Consider the following 18,012-nt stretch of genomic DNA (forward strand, 5'->3'; position numbering starts at 1 on the left):
GCCGCAAGCATGGAATTTGCATTTTACATTGCAGGCGTAGTGGCGGTGTTGGCGACGTTGCGAACAATTACGCACACCAACCCGGTTCACGCACTGCTGTATCTGATCATCTCGCTGTTGGCGATTGCCGCAGTGTTCTTCTCGCTGGGGGCTTACTTCGCCGCCGCGCTGGAGATAATCGTTTACGCCGGTGCCATTATGGTGCTGTTCGTGTTCGTCGTGATGATGCTCAACCTGGGCAGCGTTCAGGAGCAGGAAAAGGCCTGGCTGAAGCCCTCGACCTGGATTGGACCTTCAATTCTGTCGGTGGTGTTGCTGGGGGTGATGATTGCTTCTATTACCGGGCTGCACGATCAGAACATCAAAGGCACGATGGTAGACGCGAAAGCGGTGGGCATCGCGCTGTTTGGTCCTTATGTACTGGCGGTGGAGCTGGCGTCAATGCTGCTACTCGCCGGTCTGGTCGTGGCCTTCCACATCGGACGTGAGCACAAGCCGGGCGAAGTGCTCGGCAATGCATCCGCTGCGCCGGCCAAAGAGATGGCAAAAAGAAAATCGGAGGAGAGAGCATGATCCCTCTACAGCATGGCCTGATCCTGGCCGCAATCCTGTTCGTGTTGGGACTGACCGGGTTACTGGTAAGACGTAACCTGTTGTTTATGTTGATAAGCCTTGAAGTGATGATCAACGCGGCGGCGCTGGCCTTTATTGTAGCCGGCAGCTATTGGGGACAGGCAGACGGGCAGGTGATGTATATCCTGGCAATCAGCCTGGCGGCAGCGGAAGCCAGTATCGGTTTAGCCTTACTGCTGCAACTCTATCGTCGTCGTCATACCCTGAATATCGACACTGTCAGTGAGATGCGCGGATGAACCTATTATATTTAACAGTTGTGTTTCCGCTGATTGGCTTTCTGTTATTGGCCTTTTCTCGCGGACGCTGGTCAGAAAATACGTCAGCCACGGTCGGCGTAGGTTCAATCGGACTGGCAGCATTAGTCACTCTTTATGTCGGGATCAACTTCCTGAGCCAGCGTGCTGCAGGGGTTCCGGTCTTTAATCAAGAGCTGTGGAACTGGATGCAGGTGGGCGATTTCAACATCTCTGCCACCCTGTCACTCGACGGCCTGTCGATGACCATGCTGTCTGTGGTCACCGGCGTTGGTTTCCTCATCCACATGTTTGCCTCCTGGTACATGCGCGGTGAAGAGGGTTATTCACGCTTCTTCGCCTATACCAACCTGTTTATCGCCAGCATGGTGATTCTGGTACTGGCAGACAACCTGTTGCTGATGTATCTGGGTTGGGAAGGGGTAGGGCTGTGCAGTTATCTGCTGATTGGTTTCTACTATACCCATCCGGAAAACGGCGCTGCGGCGATGAAAGCCTTTATCGTGACCCGTGTAGGTGACGTGTTCCTGGCTTTTGCGCTGTTTATCCTCTACCACCAGTTGGGCACGCTAAACATTCGTGAACTGATGATCCTGGCACCGCAGAAGCTGGCAGTCGGCGACACCGCTATTACTTGGGCGACGTTAATGCTGCTCGGCGGCGCGGTCGGTAAATCGGCGCAGCTGCCGTTGCAAACCTGGCTTGCTGACGCGATGGCCGGTCCAACGCCTGTTTCCGCGCTGATCCACGCTGCTACCATGGTCACCGCCGGTGTATATCTGATTGCTCGTACCCACGGGTTGTTCCTGATGGCACCTGAAATTCTGCATCTGGTGGGGATTATCGGTGCGGTAACGCTAGTGCTGGCAGGTTTTGCAGCCATGGTGCAAACCGACATCAAACGCGTGTTGGCTTACTCGACCATGAGTCAGATAGGCTATATGTTCCTGGCTTTGGGCGTTCACGCCTGGGACGCGGCCATCTTCCACCTGATGACCCATGCGTTCTTCAAAGCGCTGCTGTTCCTGTCGTCCGGTTCGGTGATCCTCGCCTGCCACCACGAGCAAAACATCTTCAAAATGGGCGGCCTGCGTAAATCGATTCCACTGGTTTATGTCTGCTTCCTGGTGGGCGGTGCGGCGCTGTCAGCCTTGCCAATCATCACGGCCGGGTTCTTCAGTAAGGATGAAATCCTTTCCGGCGCGTTGGCAAACGGTAATTACAATCTGTTGATTGCTGGCCTGGTGGGGGCGTTTATGACCTCGCTTTACACCTTCCGCATGATCTTTATCGTCTTCCATGGCGAAGAAAAAATCAAAGCTCATGCCGGCAAGGGGATTACTCACCACTTACCCCTGCTGGTTCTGCTGGTCCTGTCTACCTTTATTGGCGCGATGATTGTTCCGCCACTACAGGGCGTATTGCCAGGCACCACTGAACTGCCGCACGGTACGGTATTGAAGCTTGAAATCACCTCTGGTGTTGTGGCCATTGTCGGCATCTTGCTGGCGGCAGCGTTGTATCTCGGCAAGCGCACGCTGGTTAACAGCATTGCGAAAAGCGCACCGGGACGCTTCTTCACGACCTGGTGGTTCCACGCCTGGGGCTTTGACTGGCTGTACGACATGATTTTCGTGAAACCTTATCTGGCTATCGCGAAACTCCTGCAACGCGATCCGCTGAACTCATTGATGAATATTCCTGCATTGCTCTCTCGTCTGGGCAATCGTGGGCTGACGCTGAGTGAAAACGGACAGACGCGTTGGTACGTTGCGTCAATGGGATTGGGTGCAGTCGTCGTTTTAGCGCTGTTGCTGGCGATTTGAAACATTGTAAAAACATAGGGACCTATACGCCATGCTATTACCTTGGCTAATTTTTATCCCCTTTATTGGCGGACTGCTGTGTTGGCAGACTGAGCGCTTCGGAAGCAAAGTACCGCGCTGGATAGCTCTGATCGCAATGGGGTTGACCTTGGCACTTTCCCTGCAACTGTGGTTGCAGGGTGGGTATTCATTAACAGCGCCTAAAGGCATTCCGCAGTGGCAATCCGAGTTTTCGGTGCCGTGGATCCCGCGCTTTGGCATTAGTTTCCATCTGGCACTGGATGGTCTTTCGCTGCTGATGGTGGTGCTCACCGGGCTGCTTGGCCTGCTGGCTATCCTCTGTTCGTGGCGTGAAATTCAGAAGTATCAAGGGTTTTTCCACCTGAACCTGCTGTGGATCCTTGGCGGCGTAATCGGCGTGTTCCTGTCGATCGACATGTTCCTGTTCTTCTTCTTCTGGGAAATGATGTTGGTGCCGATGTACTTCCTGATTGCGCTTTGGGGTCACAAAGCGTCAGACGGTAAAACGCGTATCAGCGCTGCAACCAAATTCTTCATCTATACCCAGTCCAGTGGTCTGGTGATGCTGATTGCGATTCTGGGGCTGGTGTTTGTGCACTATAACGCTACCGGCGTTTGGACCTTCAGCTACGAACAGCTGCTGAAGACGCCAATGTCGCACAACGTGGAATACCTGCTGATGCTCGGCTTCTTCATCGCCTTCGCGGTGAAAATGCCAGTGGTTCCGCTGCACGGCTGGTTGCCGGATGCGCACAGTCAGGCGCCAACGGCGGGTTCCGTTGACCTGGCGGGTATCTTGCTGAAAACGGCAGCCTACGGGATGCTGCGTTTCTGTCTGCCGCTGTTCCCGCAGGCCTCCCACGAGTTTGCATCAATCGCCATGTGGCTGGGCGTTATCGGTATCTTCTACGGTGCCTGGATGGCGTTCTCGCAAACAGACATCAAACGTCTGATTGCCTACACCAGCGTGTCACACATGGGCTTCGTACTGATTGCCATCTATACCGGCAGCCAGTTGGCGTATCAGGGCGCGGTGATTCAGATGATCGCCCACGGTCTTTCTGCGGCCGGGATGTTCATCATCTGTGGTCAGATTTACGAACGACTGCACACCCGTGACATGCGTCTGATGGGCGGCCTGTGGGGGCGTATCAAATACCTGCCTGCGCTGTCGTTGTTCTTCGCGGTGGCGACGCTGGGTATGCCGGGAACCGGTAACTTCGTCGGCGAATTCATGATCCTGTTCGGCAGCTTCCCGATTGTGCCGGTGATCACTGTGATTTCGACCTTCGGGCTGGTGTTTGCCTCGGTTTATTCGCTGGTTATGATGCAGCGTGCGTACTACGGCGCGCCTAAGTCGGACCAACCTCTGCAAGGTATGACGGCGCGCGAGCTGTCAATCATCCTGCTGCTGGTCGTATTGCTGGTGCTGCTCGGGGTTTATCCGCAGCCTATCCTCGATACCTCTAACGCAGCGATGAGTAATATTCAGCACTGGTTCGGGTCATCAGTTTCATCAATTTCAACGACAAGGCCGTAATTCGCCATGACATTTACTCCTCAAAATCTGATCGCACTGTTACCACTGTTGATCGTCGGATTGACGGTGGTCGTGGTGATGCTGTCCATAGCGTGGCGACGCGACCATTTTGTTAATGCCACCCTGACTGTTATTGGTTTGAACCTGGCGCTGTTGTCGCTGTACTTCGTCGGCCATGCGGGGGCGCAGGATGTGACTCCGCTGCTGCGTGTCGATGGTTATTCGATGTTCTACATCGGGCTGGTGCTGCTGGCCAGTCTGGCGACCAGCACTTTTGCCTATCCGTGGCTCGAAGGCTATCCCGACAACCGCGAAGAGTTTTACCTGCTGGTTCTTATCGCGGCAATGGGCGGCATCCTGCTGGCCTGCGCCAACCACCTGGCTTCAATGTTCCTGGGAATCGAGTTGATTTCGCTGCCATTGTTTGGTCTGGTTGGTTACGCGTATCGTCAGAAACGTTCGCTGGAAGCCAGTATCAAGTACATGCTGCTGTCTGCCGCTGCCTCGTCATTCCTGCTATTTGGTATGGCGCTGCTATACGCGGAATCCGGTGACCTGACCTTTGCTGCGCTGGGTAAAAACCTCGGCGATGCGGCGATTCACCAGCCGCTGCTGCTGGCCGGTCTGGGTCTGATGATTGTTGGTCTGGGCTTCAAGCTGTCGCTGGTGCCTTTCCATCTGTGGACACCAGACGTTTATCAGGGCGCGCCTGCTCCGGTATCAACCTTCCTAGCCACCGCCAGCAAGATTGCCATCTTCGCCGTGGTAATGCGCCTGTTCCTCTACGCACCGGTTGCCAACAGTGAAGCCATCCGCGTCGTGCTGGGCATTATCGCCTTCTGCTCGATTCTGTTTGGTAACATAATGGCCATCAGCCAGAGCAACATCAAACGCCTGCTGGGTTACTCGTCCATCGCGCATCTGGGTTACCTGCTGGTCGCGCTGATCGCGGTGCAAACGCATCAGCTGTCGATGGAAACCGTCGGCGTTTATCTGGCCGGTTACCTGTTCAGCAGCCTCGGCGCGTTTGGCGTGGTTAGCCTGATGTCCAGCCCTTACAGCGGCCCGGATGCAGAATCGCTGTTCTCCTATCGCGGGCTGTTCTGGCATAAGCCAATCCTGTCAGCCGTAATGACGGTGATGATGCTGTCGCTGGCCGGTATCCCGATGACGCTGGGCTTTATCGGCAAGTTCTACGTGATTGCAACCGGCGTGACTGCGCACCTGTGGTGGTTGACCGGTGCGGTGGTCGTGGGCAGTGCGATTGGCCTTTACTATTATCTGCGCGTGACGGTCAGTTTGTACCTCAATGCGCCAGATAAGCTGGTTCGCGACACGCCGAATAACTGGGCATTTACTGCCGGTGGTGTGGTAGTGCTGATTTCCGCGATTCTGGTGCTGGCGCTGGGTATTTATCCACAGCCGCTCATTTCGCTGGTTCAGCTGGCTCAGCCGCTGCTGTAGTACAGCCTGAACTGTCAAAAACCGCGCATCCAAGGTGTGCGGTTTTTTTTGTCCGCAATTTGCCACCTTCATGACAAACTGGTCGGAAGGTTCTTAAAAGCCAATTAGTTAGCGCAATCCTCCTTATTCATTTCGGCAAGTGGCAGAAAATAGGCTAGGGTTATTAGAACAACATCACAAGGAGAATAGAATGGCTAACCAATTCGAACCACAGCAAACCAGTCTCGACGACGATCTCAGAATGCTCAGTGAAACGCTGGAAGAGGTGCTTAAATCTTCTGGTGATAAAGCAGACGAGAAATACATCGAAATAAAGACCAGAGCCGAACAGGCGCTGAATGACGTGCAATCACGCCTCAGTTCGGCAACAGATTCTTATTGCGCCAGGGCAAAAACTGCCGTGCGTCAGGCTGACAGCTACGTTCATGACAAACCGTGGCATGGTGTAGGCGTTGGCGCTGCCGTGGGTCTGGTTATCGGTCTGCTTCTGCGTCGATAATCACCCGGTTTTCACCTCGCAGTTAAAAACCGAGACGGCTCACGCTGGCTCGGTTTTTTATTGTTAATATCATGTTACGGAAAATAAGCTAGCAGGCTAAGAAAAGTGTGAGAGCCATCACATTGAGTAATGATAAAGACATGTTAACTGGAGAGAAATAAAATCAGGAGTTAACACATGTCGTCCATTAACCCCAAGTCTTCACTTAACGTCGCGTCAGGCGGCAGCCGACAAGGCACAGCAAAAAATATCTTCCGCGTCGCCAGCGGTAACTTCCTGGAAATGTATGATTTTATGGTCTTTGGCTATTACGCCACTGCCATCGCCCATACTTTTTTCCCCGACTCAAACCCCTTTGCCTCTTTAATGCTGACGCTGATGACCTTCGGTGCCGGTTTCCTGATGCGCCCTTTGGGGGCGATGGTGTTAGGTGCTTACATCGACCATCACGGGCGTCGCAAAGGGTTATTGTTCACCCTTGGGTTAATGGCCTTTGGGACACTCACCATTGCCTGCGTACCGGGCTATCACAGCATTGGCGTCGCTGCGCCGATCCTTATCCTGCTTGGTCGCCTGCTGCAGGGCTTCTCGGCGGGAGTCGAACTGGGTGGCGTATCGGTTTATTTGTCCGAGATTGCTCCGCAAGGTAAAAAAGGTTTCTATGTCAGCTGGCAGTCGGCCAGCCAGCAGGTTGCGGTGGTCTTTGCCGCACTGCTCGGCGTGACGCTTAACCATCTGCTGGGCAATGGCGTGATGAACGAATGGGGCTGGCGCATCCCGTTTGCCATCGGCTGCCTGATTGTCCCTTTCTTGTTCTGGATCCGCCGCATGATGGAGGAGACCGATGCTTTCCAGCAGCGCAAGCATCATCCTTCAATGGGCGAGATTGCCCGTTCTGTGGCCGCAAACTGGCAGATTGTGCTGGTGGGGATGCTGATGGTGGTCACGACCACTGTATCGTTCTACATGATCACTGCCTTTACGCCGACTTACGGTAAAAACGTGCTGCAACTTACCGAGCAGGAGAGTTTCCTCGTCACGCTGTGTGTTGGAGTATCTAACCTGATTTGGCTGCCAATAATGGGGGCATTCTCGGATAAAATCGGCCGCCGCCCGCTGCTATTGACCTTTAGCGCGCTGATTTTACTCACCTCTTATCCTGCGTTGAACTGGCTGGTAGGCTCACCGAGTTTTGCGCGGCTGCTTGAGGTCGAGCTGTGGTTGTCATTTATGTACGCTAGCTACAACTCGGCGATGGTGGTGGCTTTGACCGAGCTGATGCCACCGGAAGTGCGTGCCACCGGTTTCTCTATGGCCTACAGCCTGGCGACCGCGATTTTTGGCGGTTTTACACCGGCGATTTCGAGCTACATGATCCACGTCACGGGAAACAAAGCTATGCCGGGCGTGTGGCTGGCTATCTCCGCGGCGTGTGGTCTGCTGGCGTTGATTGTACTGCCGCTGATCACCCGCCAGCGCGCCTATCAGCAGAGTATGGTCAAAACTACTGTTTGATAAGGTAGATCTAGCCCCACCTTGGCAAGAAATCACAAGGCGGGGCTTTTTTATGCGTATTTTTCGCAATAGGTTCGCTGATTTGCCATTGCAAAATATTTCTTAAAACGAAAACATTTTTAAGCATTTGGATTAATTACTCTGCTAGCGAATTGCTTTAGACTGCCCTGAGCAACATACCCATAGTTTTTGATAATTCAGGATAAAAGATGAAAAAGACATTCGTAGCCTTGTCCGCAGCCGCTATGCTGATGACCACTGTTTCTGCTCACGCGATTGACGTTAATGCGCAAGTTGGTGAACATTACACTAACCTTGGCGTCGGTTTGGGGACTTCTACTCCAGGTCTGGCATTGAGCGGCCAGTGGTCACAGCGCAATCATCGCGGCGACGTAGCCGGTGTTGGTCTGGGCTACAACATTGGACTGGGTCCAGTTCTTGCAACCGTTGGCGGCAAGCTGTTGTACACCAATCCAAACCACAGCAAAGAAGGCTATGCAGTTCCGGTTGGCGGTGGTTTACAGTTCCCGGTTAACCAATACGTTAGCCTGTACGGCGAAGGCTATTACGCGCCCAACGTCAGCTCCAGCCACATCAAGAACTACAAAGAAGCCAGCGCTGGCGTGCGTTTCACCCCTATCAGTCTGCTAAGCGTTGACGTAGGCTATCGTTATGAAGAAATGGAAGGTAAAAACTACCATCCTAACCAGAAAATTGCCGACGGCCTGTTTGTTGGTGGTTCGGTGAACTTTTAAGTAATGTAATTAAGGAGAGGGTAATGCTTAGGGTTGAGATGCTTAGCACCGGCGAAGAAGTTCTGCATGGTCAGATCGTCGATTCAAACGCTGCCTGGCTGGCAACTTACCTGTTTGATCAGGGATTGCCGATGACCAGCCGTGAAACCGTAGGCGACAGCTTTGACGAGCTGGTTTCCGTGATGCTTGAACGCAGCCACATCGCCGATGTGCTGATCGTCAACGGCGGGCTTGGGCCAACCAGCGACGATCTCAGCTCCGAGGCGGCGGCAAAGGCCTGCGGCGTTGAGCTGATCGAAGACGCCGATTGGTTAGCCAATATGGAAGCGTTTTTTGCCCAGCGTGGCAGGCCGATGGCTGAATCCAATCGTAAACAGGCGCAGATCCCAGCCAATGCCGAGGTTATCGACAACCCGGTTGGCACCGCCTGTGGCTTTACCCTCAAACTTAATCGCTGCCGGCTGTTCTTTACGCCGGGAGTGCCTTCAGAATTTAAAGTGATGGTCGAGCAGCAGATTGTTCCTCGTCTGCATCGCGATCATCCTGCATTAGAAGCGCCACTGTGCCTGCGTTTGACCACTTTCGGGCGCGGTGAAAGCGACCTTGCCAGCGAGTTGGACGTGTTACCTCTGCCGGAAGGCGTGACCATCGGTTATCGTTCTTCATCACCTATCATCGAACTTAAACTCACCGGACCGCGCAGCCAGGAAGCGGCCATGCGTGAAATCTGGGAGCGGGTGCGCGAGGTCGCAGGTGAGAGCACCATTTTTGAAGGGTTCACCAGCCTGCCAGCGCGACTGGCCGAACGCCTGCTCGAGCAGAATCTACGGTTGGCAATCAGTGAGGGCTTTACTGGCGGATTGCTCAACTGGCGGATGCAGAATGCTGCCGTGCCGTTGACGCGCGGTGAACTATTGCCGGGCAGTTGCGAGGATGAATCGCTGTCTGCGCTGTTGGCGCGTGCGCAGAATCTGGCACAAAGCAGCGGCGCGCAGTTGGCACTGGCAGTGGGCAACGTGGTAGAAGATCGCCTGAGTCTGGCGCTGTACACGCCGGGCGGCACCAGCGGGATGACGATCCAATACACTGCTGGTCGTCACGGGCAGCAACTGCGTCAGGAAACCATCGCGATGGTGGCAATGGATATGCTGCGCCGTTATCTGAACGAATGGCCGGTGGTTGCGGATTATCCGTGGTTATCGGTGGTGGAAAAAGTATAGATCTTTCGGGCAAAGCGGCCCTGTACGCTTTTCAGGTCAATAGACTCGGAGAAGTTTTTCCGGTTCGCTAAATTCAATGGGCATATAACCGGCAGTGCCGGAACCGGGCAAGAGGTCTACAGGGCGAGCCCTCTTGCATCTCCGCGCCCTCTGGTGTCGCCTGCATGTTCGTCACCCATTGAGCGAAGCGAATGCTTTTGAATTTAAAGCTTTTGCCCCAAAAGACGTTGAATCAAAAGATTTTGACCTAAAAAGCAGGCTTAGAGCACCAGCTCTATATCCCCCACTGGCAGGCAGCAGCATGGCAGGATGTCACCGTCATGGATAAAGGCCAGTGGCTTTTGATTATAAGCCACTTCACCTTTCACCAGACGCATACGACAAGAGCCGCAATAACCCTCGCGGCACTGGTATTCGACCACCAACTTATGCTGCTCAAACAGTTCCAGCAAATTATTGTGCTCGCCCTCGCAGACGAGCGTTTTGCCGTGATCGTGCAGTTTGATGGTTGTGTTGCTCATTAATTAGAACTCAAAATCACTCAAATCATCGGCATTCATTTCTGAATCGATCTGACCGACCAGATAAGAGCTTACTTCAACTTCCTGTGGCGCAACTTGCACGTTATCAGACACTAACCAGGCGTTGATCCATGGGATCGGGTTGGTACGAGTCTTGAACGGTGCAGTCAGGCCAACGGCCTGCATGCGGATATTGGTGATGTATTCAATATACTGGCAAAGAATGTCTTTGTTCAGGCCGATCATCGAGCCGTCGCGGAACAGATATTCTGCCCAGTCTTTTTCCTGCTCGGCAGCCAGCACGAAGAGATCGTAACACTCTTTCTCGCACTCTTTGGCAATCTCGGCCATTTCCGGATCATCAACGCCGCTGCGCAGCAGGTTCAGCGCGTGCTGGGTGCCAGTCAGGTGCAGGGCTTCGTCACGGGCGATCATCTTGATAATCTTGGCGTTGCCTTCCATCAATTCGCGTTCGGCGAAAGCAAAGGAACAGGCAAAGCTAACGTAGAAACGCACGGCTTCCAACGCGTTAACGCTCATCAGGCAAATATAAAGCTTTTTCTTTAGCTCGTGCAGGTCAACGACTACGGTATTGCCGTTGACCTGATGCGTGCCTTCACCCAGCAGGTGATAGTAGCTGGTCATTTCGATCAGCGAATCATAATAGCCGGAGATATCTTTCGCGCGCTTGAGGATCTCTTCATTGGTCACGATGTCATCGAAAACCAGACCCGGATCGTTCACGATATTACGGATAATATGCGTGTAGGAGCGGGAGTGGATAGTTTCCGAAAACGCCCAGGTTTCAACCCAGGTCTCAAGCTCAGGGATGGAGATCAGCGGCAGCAAAGCCACGTTTGGGCTACGCCCCTGAATCGAGTCCAGCAGTGTCTGATATTTCAGGTTGCTGAGGAAGATGTGCTTCTCGTGCTCGGGCAGACCCTGAAAATCGATACGGTCGCGGGCTACGTCAATCTCTTCAGGACGCCAGAAGAAAGACAACTGCTTTTCGATCAGCTTTTCAAAGATTTCATATTTCTGCTGGTCGAAACGCGCAACGTTAACTGACTGGCCGAAGAACATCGGTTCCAGCAGCTGGTTGTTTTTATTTTGTGAAAAAGTGGTATATGCCATAACGTCCTCTAGAAACCGATGCGCCAAAAGTTCAAGCCGTAGCCGCATTTGCGGAGCTACGACCTGAGTTTATCGGCGACAGGTAAAGCAATTAAATCTTGCAGGCACCGCTTTCGCAGTCGTCTACTTCAGCCTTCATATCTTCCTGAACATCGTCCGCGCCGTCGCGGGTGTTCTGATAGTACAAAGTTTTCACCCCGTACTTATAGGCAGTCAGCAAATCTTTCAGCAGCTGTTTCATCGGCACTTTGCTGTTGGCAAAGCGCGATGGATCATAATTGGTGTTCGACGAAATCGCCTGGTCGATGAACTTCTGCATCAGGCCAACCAGGTGCAGGTAACCGTCGTTGTTCGGCATGTCCCACAGCAATTCGTACTGGTCTTTCAGGCGCTCATACTCTGGCACAACCTGGCGCAGAATGCCGTCCTTTGAGGCCTTGATGCTAACGTGGCCGCGCGGTGGTTCAATCCCGTTGGTGGCGTTTGAAATCTGTGAAGAGGTTTCAGACGGCATCAGCGCAGAAAGCGTGGAGTTACGCAGACCGTGCTCCTGGATGCTGACACGCAGCGCTTCCCAGTCGTAGTGCAGCGGCTCGTCGCACAGCGCATCGAGATCCTTTTTATAGGTATCAATCGGCAGGATACCCTGAGAATAAGTGGTTTCTTTGAACCACGGACAGGCACCTTGCTCGATCGCCAGTTCGTTGGAAGCTTTCAGCAAGTAGTACTGAATGGCTTCAAACGCGCGGTGAGTCAGGCCGTTGGCGCTGCCATCACTGTAGCGCACGCCGTTCTTCGCCAGATAATAAGCATAGTTGATAACGCCGATACCCAGTGTACGACGGCCCATAGCACCGCGTTTGGCGGCCAGAATCGGGTAATCCTGATAGTCGAGCAGGGCGTCGAGCGCGCGCACGGCAAGGGTGGCCAGCTCTTCCAGGTCGTCCAGGCTGTCGATTGCGCCAAGGTTAAAGGCAGACAGCGTACACAGCGCAATCTCGCCTTCTTCGTCGTTAACATCGTTCAACGGCTTGGTTGGCAAGGCGATTTCCAGACACAGATTCGACTGGCGCACCGGGGCGATAGCCGGGTCAAACGGGCTATGGGTGTTGCAATGGTCAACGTGTTGAATGTAGATACGACCGGTAGAGGCGCGTTCCTGCATCATCAGGGAGAACAGTTCAACCGCTTTGACTTTTTGCTTGCGGATGCTGTCGTCCTGCTCGTACTGGGTGTACAGGCGTTCGAACTCGTCCTGATTGGCAAAGAATGCATCGTACAGGCCAGGCACGTCAGAAGGGCTAAACAGGGTAATGTCGCCGCCTTTAACCAGACGCTGGTACATCAGCTTGTTGATCTGTACGCCGTAGTCCATATGGCGAACGCGGTTGCCTTCAACGCCACGGTTATTTTTCAGAACCAGCAGGCTTTCAACTTCCAGATGCCACATTGGATAGAACAGTGTTGCTGCACCGCCGCGAACGCCGCCCTGAGAGCAGGATTTAACCGCGGTCTGGAAGTGCTTGTAGAAAGGAATACAGCCAGTGTGGAAAGCTTCACCGCCGCGAATTGGGCTACCCAGCGCACGGATGCGGCCAGCGTTGATGCCAATACCGGCGCGCTGTGACACGTATTTAACAATGGCGCTGGAGGTCGCGTTGATGGAGTCCAGGCTGTCGCCGCACTCGATCAGTACGCAAGAACTGAACTGGCGAGTCGGTGTACGCACGCCGGCCATGATTGGCGTAGGCAAAGAAATCTTGAAGGTGGATACGGCGTCGTAGAAGCGCTTGATGTAATCAAGACGCGTCTCGCGCGGGTAACCCGAGAACAGGCAGGCTGCAACCAGGATGTACAGGAACTGGGCGCTTTCGTAGATTTGGCCGCTAACGCGGTTCTGCACCAGATATTTGCCTTCGAGCTGCTTGACCGCGGCGTAAGAGAAGCTCATGTCGCGCCAGTGATCGATAAAACTGTTCATCTGCTCGAACTCTTCAACCGTGTAGTCTTCCAGCAGATGTTTGTCGTATTTGCCCATCTCGACCATTTTGCTTACGTGGTCGAACAGTGCAGGGGGCTCGAACTGGCCGTAAGCCTTTTTGCGCAGGTGGAAAATTGCCAGACGCGCAGCCAGATATTGGTAATCCGGTGCGTCTTTGGAAATCAGGTCGGCAGCCGCTTTAATGATCGTTTCATGAATATCGGCGGTTTTGATCCCATCGTAAAACTGAATATGGGAACGCAATTCTACTTGGGAAACTGATACGTTTTGGAGACCTTCCGCTGCCCAGTCGATAACTCGGTGGATTTTATCAAGATCGATGCGTTCTTTACGGCCGTCACGTTTAGTAACAAGTAGGCTCTGATTCATTCGGGATTATACCTTTAAGGTTTATAAAGTAACTGACGACAACGCGAAAAAGGCTCTGCCGAGCAAAATAGCTCTGGGACAAACCTAGTGTGCTGCTCAGGATATAAACACTACATATTGTGGATTTGATATTTAATGACGACAAGATAGTGTTCAACCCACACTTTTGCAAGGGATGAAACCGGCCTGTTTTGTGGATAAGTTGGGGAGAAAATCCGTGGTCATCTCCACAGTGCCCGTAGCTGCTGGGCTTAAAGAACTGTCAATATCTGAGATACGATTTTCTTATATTTTTCGAAAAGGTGATCGACTGCCGTTTTATTAAACGTTAGAAAAAAACGCTATATTGCGCGAGAAAACTATTCTAAAAAATCATGTTAAAGGGGTTGCCCACTCAACGCGCTAAAAACTAAGCTTTTATCGTAACTCATGACCGCGTAAATGTACTTAAGTCGGGGTTTACGCGGCCATTAGGGGGCATTGGGGGTTGACTAATGCTTAACTTTCAGCAGTTTCCTGTGATTGTGTGTGCAGCATATAGTTAACGTCAACGTTGCGACCCAGTTTGAAGTGATCGCTAATCGGGTTGTAATGGAGGCCGATAATATTGCGTTCAAACAGCGGCGTGCGGTCAATCCATGACAGCAGCTCGGAAGGTTTGATGAACTTCTTGATGTCGTGAGTGCCCTTGGGAACCATCTTGAGCACATATTCTGCGCCGAACACCGCCATCAGCCAGGCTTTGTTGTTACGGTTTATGGTTGAGAAGAATACATGACCGCCGGGTTTGACCAGACGCGCGCAGGCTGCAACCACTGAAGCTGGATCAGGCACGTGCTCGAGCATTTCCATGCAGGTCACCACGTCGTAACGCTGTGCATTGGCCTCGGCGTGCGCTTCTACCGTTTCCTGCACATATTTCACCATGACACCGCTTTCCAGCGCGTGCAGGCGAGCCACTTGCAGCGGCTCTGCGCCCATATCCAGACCGGTGACTTTCGCACCGGCAACCGCCATGCTTTCGCTCAGAATGCCGCCGCCGCAGCCGACGTCGAGCACTTCTTTGTCGAACAGCCCGTTGGATCGCTCGAGAATATAGTTCAGACGCAGCGGATTGATGCGGTGCAGTGGTTTGAATTCACCTTCCAGATCCCACCAGCGCGAGGCAACGGCCTCAAACTTGGCGATTTCAGACTGATCCACGTTTTGGTGATCAACGTTATAAGGGATGTTATTAGGTTGTTTGCTGTTCGGTGTGGTTGTCATTGGGCTGATAAACTCCTTATGCCTTGTATGACAGATTATACATATTCCCGCAGCCAAGAGTCAGTGCTTTGTCCTTTGCACAATATTCATACAAAAGGCGTCGTTCAAATGTGCAACTTGCGCAACGGATTGAAAGAGGCTGAATAATAGTGCACATCCGGGTGCGGTTGTTTCCCACGAATCCCAGCTTTGTGGTATAGTTTTACACCTTTGCCTATCTAGGCAGCGGCCATGAATAATCAGTAGAGGGATAGCAGCTCCATGAGCGACCTTGCCAGAGAAATCACACCGATAAACATCGAAGAAGAGCTTAAAAACTCTTATTTGGATTATGCGATGTCCGTTATCGTCGGACGTGCGCTGCCAGATGTGCGCGATGGTTTGAAACCGGTGCACCGCCGCGTACTTTACGCAATGAATGTTCTGGGTAACGACTGGAACAAAGCCTATAAGAAATCGGCCCGTGTGGTCGGTGACGTTATCGGTAAATATCACCCGCACGGTGATACCGCAGTTTATGACACCATCGTTCGTATGGCTCAGCCTTTCTCCCTGCGTTATATGCTGGTAGACGGACAGGGCAACTTTGGTTCGGTAGATGGCGACTCCGCTGCTGCCATGCGTTATACCGAAATTCGCATGTCAAAAATTGCCCACGAACTGTTGGCAGACCTTGAGAAAGACACCGTCGACTTCGTGCCGAACTACGACGGCACCGAGCAGATCCCGGCGGTAATGCCTACCCGTATCCCTAACCTGTTGGTTAACGGTTCATCGGGTATCGCCGTAGGTATGGCCACCAACATCCCGCCACATAACCTTACCGAGGTTATCAACGGTTGTCTGGCCTTTATCGAAGACGAAAACATCAGCATCGAAGGGCTGATGGAACACATTCCAGGTCCTGATTTCCCGACTGCCGCCATCATCAATGGTCGCCGTGGGATCGAAGAAGCCTATCGTACCGGTCGCGGTAAAATCTACATTCGCGCGCGTGCTGAAGTAGAAGCTGACGCGAAAACCGGTCGCGAAACCATTATTGTTCACGAGATCCCGTATCAGGTGAACAAGGCCCGTTTGATCGAAAAGATCGCCGAGCTGGTAAAAGAAAAACGTCTGGAAGGGATCAGCGCCCTGCGCGACGAGTCTGACAAAGACGGTATGCGCATCGTAATCGAGATCAAACGTGATGCCGTTGGCGAAGTGGTGTTGAATAACCTTTATTCACTCACTCAGCTGCAAACTTCGTTTGGTATCAACATGGTTGCCCTGCATCAGGGACAGCCAAAGATTCTGGGCCTGAAAGAGATCCTGTCTGCGTTCGTGCGCCACCGCCGCGAAGTGGTGACCCGTCGTACCATCTTTGAGCTGCGTAAAGCGCGTGATCGTGCGCACATCCTCGAAGCGTTGGCGATTGCTCTGGCAAACATCGACCCTATCATCGAGCTTATTCGTGCGGCACCAACGCCAGCCGAAGCGAAAGCTGGCCTGATCGCCCGTTCATGGGATCTTGGCAATGTGTCGGCCATGCTGGCTAGCGCCGGCGACGATGCCGCGCGTCCAGAGTGGCTCGAGAAGCAGTTTGGTATTCACGATGGAAAATACTTCCTGACTGAACAGCAGGCTCAGGCAATTCTGGATCTGCGCTTGCAGAAACTGACCGGCCTCGAGCATGAAAAACTGCTGGATGAATATAAAGAGCTGCTGACTCAAATCGCAGAACTGATCTTCATTCTGGAAAACCCGGATCGCCTGATGGAAGTTATCCGTGAAGAGCTTGAAGCGATTCGCGATCAGTATAACGATGCCCGCCGCACCGAGATAACGGCCAACACTTCCGACATCAACATCGAAGACCTGATCAACCAGGAAGACGTTGTTGTTACGCTGTCGCATCAAGGCTACGTCAAGTACCAGCCTTTGACCGACTATGAAGCGCAACGTCGTGGTGGTAAAGGCAAGTCAGCGGCACGTATTAAAGAAGAAGACTTTATCGATCGCCTGTTGGTTGCCAACACGCACGATACCATCCTGATGTTCTCCAGCCGTGGACGTCTGTACTGGATGAAAGTCTACCAGCTGCCGGAAGCGAGTCGCGGTGCCCGTGGGCGTCCGATTATCAACCTGCTGCCGCTGGAGCCGAACGAACGTATTACTGCGATCCTGCCGGTTCGTGAATACGAAGAAGGGCGTCACGTCTTTATGGCGACCGCCAGCGGTACCGTCAAGAAAACTGCTTTGACCGATTTCAGCCGTCCGCGCAGTGCTGGCATCATCGCCATCAACCTCAACGAGGGTGATGAGCTGATTGGTGTTGACCTGACCGACGGTAGCAATGAAGTCATGCTGTTCTCTGCGGCGGGTAAAGTTGTACGTTTCTCTGAACAGGCAGTCCGTTCAATGGGTCGTACAGCCACCGGTGTTCGCGGTATTCGTCTTGGCGAAACCGACAGCGTGGTGTCTTTGATTGTTCCTCGCGGCGACGGTGCAATTCTTACCGTGACCGAGAACGGGTTCGGTAAACGTACCGAGTCCGCGGAATATCCAACTAAATCACGTGCGACGCAGGGCGTTATCTCCATCAAGGTGAGCGAGCGTAATGGTCCGGTTGTCGGCGCTATTCAGGTTGACGATGCCGATCAGATTATGATGATCACCGATGCCGGCACGCTGGTGCGCACACGCGTTTCCGAAGTCAGCAAGGTTGGCCGTAACACCCAGGGTGTGACGCTAATCCGTACCGCTGATGACGAGCACGTTGTTGGTTTGCAGCGCGTTGCAGAACCGGTAGAAGATGAAGAACTTGATGGTGTAGCCACAGTTGAGGGTGAACTGGAAGCTGCGCAGGAAAGTGACGCACCTGAAGAAATCGATGCCGAAGACGACGAACAACCGTCTGAAGACGAGTAACATCGATTATCTTTGATAAGTCATAACCGAAAAATTTGCAGCCGCACAATGGCAATAGCCGTTTCTGCGGCTTCAAAGAT

General features: G+C 53.0%; 14 protein-coding genes. 10 read left to right on the forward strand and 4 right to left on the reverse strand.

Features of this window, described 5'->3' with window-relative positions; genetic code table 11:
- Window positions 1-9: 9 nt before the first annotated feature.
- The 9 genes from nuoJ (at window position 10) to SPM24T3_RS09205 (ending at window position 9,730) form a co-directional block, all read left to right on the forward strand.
- Window positions 10-573: an NADH-quinone oxidoreductase subunit J gene (gene nuoJ, locus SPM24T3_RS09165; RefSeq protein WP_009636464.1), complete on the forward strand. Its 564-nt coding sequence runs from the start codon at window positions 10-12 to the stop codon at window positions 571-573.
- Window positions 570-872, forward strand: coding sequence for an NADH-quinone oxidoreductase subunit NuoK (gene nuoK / locus SPM24T3_RS09170; protein WP_004936014.1), 303 nt, complete (start codon window positions 570-572; stop codon window positions 870-872). The genes nuoJ and nuoK overlap by 4 nt, the downstream gene beginning before the upstream one ends.
- Window positions 869-2,716 carry an NADH-quinone oxidoreductase subunit L gene (gene nuoL, locus SPM24T3_RS09175; RefSeq protein ID WP_009636465.1) on the forward strand — a complete coding sequence of 616 codons (1,848 nt, stop codon included), beginning with the start codon at window positions 869-871 and terminating at the stop codon, window positions 2,714-2,716. Before nuoK ends, nuoL begins: the two co-directional genes overlap by 4 nt.
- A gap of 31 nt (window positions 2,717-2,747) precedes the next feature.
- Window positions 2,748-4,277, forward strand: coding sequence for an NADH-quinone oxidoreductase subunit M (gene nuoM, locus SPM24T3_RS09180; RefSeq protein WP_009636466.1), 1,530 nt, complete (start codon window positions 2,748-2,750; stop codon window positions 4,275-4,277).
- 6 nt (window positions 4,278-4,283) lie between these two features.
- Window positions 4,284-5,741 carry an NADH-quinone oxidoreductase subunit NuoN gene (gene nuoN, locus SPM24T3_RS09185; protein ID WP_009636467.1) on the forward strand — a complete coding sequence of 486 codons (1,458 nt, stop codon included), beginning with the start codon at window positions 4,284-4,286 and terminating at the stop codon, window positions 5,739-5,741.
- Between the two features lie 190 nt (window positions 5,742-5,931).
- Window positions 5,932-6,240: a stress response protein ElaB gene (gene elaB / locus SPM24T3_RS09190; protein WP_009636468.1), complete on the forward strand. Its 309-nt coding sequence runs from the start codon at window positions 5,932-5,934 to the stop codon at window positions 6,238-6,240.
- Between the two features lie 177 nt (window positions 6,241-6,417).
- Window positions 6,418-7,755: an MFS transporter gene (locus SPM24T3_RS09195; RefSeq protein WP_009636469.1), complete on the forward strand. Its 1,338-nt coding sequence runs from the start codon at window positions 6,418-6,420 to the stop codon at window positions 7,753-7,755.
- Between the two features lie 209 nt (window positions 7,756-7,964).
- Window positions 7,965-8,510 carry a YfaZ family outer membrane protein gene (locus tag SPM24T3_RS09200; protein WP_009636470.1) on the forward strand — a complete coding sequence of 182 codons (546 nt, stop codon included), beginning with the start codon at window positions 7,965-7,967 and terminating at the stop codon, window positions 8,508-8,510.
- 23 nt (window positions 8,511-8,533) lie between these two features.
- On the forward strand, window positions 8,534-9,730 hold the full coding sequence (locus SPM24T3_RS09205) for a nicotinamide mononucleotide deamidase-related protein YfaY (RefSeq protein WP_009636471.1): 1,197 nt from the start codon (window positions 8,534-8,536) through the stop codon (window positions 9,728-9,730).
- A 260-nt stretch (window positions 9,731-9,990) separates the two neighbouring features.
- Here SPM24T3_RS09205 and yfaE read toward each other — a convergent pair whose 3' ends face one another.
- From yfaE to ubiG, 4 genes are all read right to left on the reverse strand, one after another.
- Entirely contained in the window at window positions 9,991-10,251 is a 261-nt protein-coding gene (gene yfaE / locus SPM24T3_RS09210; protein ID WP_009636472.1) for a class I ribonucleotide reductase maintenance protein YfaE, read from the reverse strand.
- Window positions 10,252-10,254: 3 nt separating this feature from the next.
- Complete coding sequence (nrdB, locus tag SPM24T3_RS09215; RefSeq protein ID WP_009636473.1) at window positions 10,255-11,385, reverse strand: class Ia ribonucleoside-diphosphate reductase subunit beta; 1,131 nt, start codon at window positions 11,383-11,385, stop codon at window positions 10,255-10,257.
- A 91-nt stretch (window positions 11,386-11,476) separates the two neighbouring features.
- The gene (gene nrdA, locus SPM24T3_RS09220) at window positions 11,477-13,756 is read right to left on the reverse strand and encodes a class 1a ribonucleoside-diphosphate reductase subunit alpha (RefSeq protein WP_009636474.1); all 2,280 of its coding nucleotides are present in this window, start codon (window positions 13,754-13,756) and stop codon (window positions 11,477-11,479) included.
- A gap of 498 nt (window positions 13,757-14,254) precedes the next feature.
- Window positions 14,255-15,022, reverse strand: a complete 768-nt coding sequence (gene ubiG, locus SPM24T3_RS09225; RefSeq protein ID WP_009636475.1) for a bifunctional 2-polyprenyl-6-hydroxyphenol methylase/3-demethylubiquinol 3-O-methyltransferase UbiG — start codon at window positions 15,020-15,022, stop codon at window positions 14,255-14,257.
- A 261-nt stretch (window positions 15,023-15,283) separates the two neighbouring features.
- On the opposite strand from ubiG, the gene gyrA reads away from it, so the two are divergent.
- Window positions 15,284-17,932, forward strand: coding sequence for a DNA topoisomerase (ATP-hydrolyzing) subunit A (gyrA, locus tag SPM24T3_RS09230; RefSeq protein ID WP_009636476.1), 2,649 nt, complete (start codon window positions 15,284-15,286; stop codon window positions 17,930-17,932).
- Window positions 17,933-18,012 lie beyond the last annotated feature (80 nt).

It is taken from the genome of Serratia sp. M24T3 (genome assembly GCF_000257645.1).
GTDB lineage: Bacteria > Pseudomonadota > Gammaproteobacteria > Enterobacterales > Enterobacteriaceae > Rouxiella.

Bases quoted from the DNA above. Each gene is read 5' to 3' on its own strand.
- nuoJ (WP_009636464.1), top strand. From the start codon at position 10: ATGGAATTTGCATTTTACATTGCAGGCGTAGTGGCGGTGTTGGCGACG.
- nuoK (WP_004936014.1), top strand. From the start codon at position 570: ATGATCCCTCTACAGCATGGCCTGATCCTGGCCGCAATCCTGTTCGTG.
- nuoL (WP_009636465.1), top strand. From the start codon at position 869: ATGAACCTATTATATTTAACAGTTGTGTTTCCGCTGATTGGCTTTCTG.
- nuoM (WP_009636466.1), top strand. From the start codon at position 2,748: ATGCTATTACCTTGGCTAATTTTTATCCCCTTTATTGGCGGACTGCTG.
- nuoN (WP_009636467.1), top strand. From the start codon at position 4,284: ATGACATTTACTCCTCAAAATCTGATCGCACTGTTACCACTGTTGATC.
- elaB (WP_009636468.1), top strand. From the start codon at position 5,932: ATGGCTAACCAATTCGAACCACAGCAAACCAGTCTCGACGACGATCTC.
- SPM24T3_RS09195 (WP_009636469.1), top strand. From the start codon at position 6,418: ATGTCGTCCATTAACCCCAAGTCTTCACTTAACGTCGCGTCAGGCGGC.
- SPM24T3_RS09200 (WP_009636470.1), top strand. From the start codon at position 7,965: ATGAAAAAGACATTCGTAGCCTTGTCCGCAGCCGCTATGCTGATGACC.
- SPM24T3_RS09205 (WP_009636471.1), top strand. From the start codon at position 8,534: ATGCTTAGGGTTGAGATGCTTAGCACCGGCGAAGAAGTTCTGCATGGT.
- yfaE (WP_009636472.1), bottom strand. From the start codon at position 10,251: ATGAGCAACACAACCATCAAACTGCACGATCACGGCAAAACGCTCGTC.
- nrdB (WP_009636473.1), bottom strand. From the start codon at position 11,385: ATGGCATATACCACTTTTTCACAAAATAAAAACAACCAGCTGCTGGAA.
- nrdA (WP_009636474.1), bottom strand. From the start codon at position 13,756: ATGAATCAGAGCCTACTTGTTACTAAACGTGACGGCCGTAAAGAACGC.
- ubiG (WP_009636475.1), bottom strand. From the start codon at position 15,022: ATGACAACCACACCGAACAGCAAACAACCTAATAACATCCCTTATAAC.
- gyrA (WP_009636476.1), top strand. From the start codon at position 15,284: ATGAGCGACCTTGCCAGAGAAATCACACCGATAAACATCGAAGAAGAG.